At 36.4% G+C, this 1,323-nt stretch carries 1 protein-coding gene; it reads left to right on the forward strand.

Annotated elements, in window-relative coordinates:
• Positions 1 to 47: 47 nt before the first annotated feature.
• Positions 48 to 1,181, forward strand: coding sequence for an IS110 family RNA-guided transposase (locus tag ACFFHF_RS11840; protein WP_160549954.1), 1,134 nt, complete (start codon positions 48 to 50; stop codon positions 1,179 to 1,181).
• Positions 1,182 to 1,323: the final 142 nt, after the last annotated feature.

Consider the following 1,323-nt stretch of genomic DNA (forward strand, 5'->3'; position numbering starts at 1 on the left):
AAATTCATTCCACTGTTTGTGGAATATAATTCTGGAAGGTTGAACAAATGGAAACATTGTACAAACGGTGTGCTGGCTTGGATGTTCACTCAGAGACTATTGTAGCCTGTGTCCTAATGGGTGAATCAGAGGCAGACCTGGTAAAAGAAACTGAAACATTTCCTACTATGACTAAAGACTTGTTTCGGCTTCTAAAGTGGTTAGAAGAAAAACAGGTAACTCATATTGCGATGGAAAGCACTGGCGTTTACTGGAAACCTGTTTATAACATCTTAGAAGATTTTTTTGATATTACCTTGGCAAACGCACAAAGAATCAAAAACGTTCCCGGTAGAAAGACAGATGTGTCAGATGCAGAATGGATTGCCAAATTATTAAGACATGGATTAATAGAGAAGAGCTTTGTTCCTCCAGAGGACATAAGAAATCTAAGGGATCTAACTCGTCTCCGCAAGAAATGGATTGGTCATATGACATCTGAAAAGAATCGAATCCAAAAGGTACTTGAGACTTCAAATATCAAATTAAGTACAGTAATTTCAGATGTATTTGGAGTTTCCGGCAGGAAACTTTTAGAACAACTAATGTCTAATGGTTACTTAGATCAAAAAGACGTTGAACAAAGAATTCATGGTCGAATGGCTCATAAAAAACAGTCAATTACGGACTCCTTGTTTGGTACGATAAATGACCACCAATTATTTCTTATCAAACAATCTTGGATGCACATTGTCTATCTAGAAGAGTTAATATCAGATATTGAAAAAAGGATAGATGAAATCTTAAAAGACTACAAAGAAGAAGTGGATATCATTGTCACGATGACAGGTATTAAAAAAGATACAGCAGCTACAATAATTGCAGAAATCGGAGTAAATATGGAACAATTTCCTACTTCCAAACATATTGCTTCCTGGGCAGGACTATCACCAGGAAATCATGAAAGTGCAGGGAAAAGAAAAAGCACACGGACGGTGAAAGGAAACCCTCATATTAAGTCAGCACTTTGCGAAGCTGCGTGGGCAGCATCACGAAGTAAAAACACCAGGTTATCCGCTAAATATTGGTCACTAGCTGCAAGAAGAGGAAAGAAAAAAGCACTCGTTGCCATTGGACATCGAATGCTTACAATCATCTATCACATGCTAAAGAACAAAGAACCCTACCATGAGTCAACATAAATTAGCAGTATAGACAAAAGTTAAAAAAGATATTCGAGATACCATAAATTTAGGTACCTCTGCTTTCCTATTGCAAAAATTGCATTAATAATATCATTAACACAACTGATCTTGTTTAAACCCATATTTATTTTCACAGAAA

Source organism: Robertmurraya beringensis, assembly GCF_042433785.1.
Lineage (GTDB): Bacteria > Bacillota > Bacilli > Bacillales > Cytobacillaceae > Robertmurraya_A > Robertmurraya_A beringensis.

Bases quoted from the DNA above. Each gene is read 5' to 3' on its own strand.
- ACFFHF_RS11840 (WP_160549954.1), top strand. From the start codon at position 48: ATGGAAACATTGTACAAACGGTGTGCTGGCTTGGATGTTCACTCAGAG.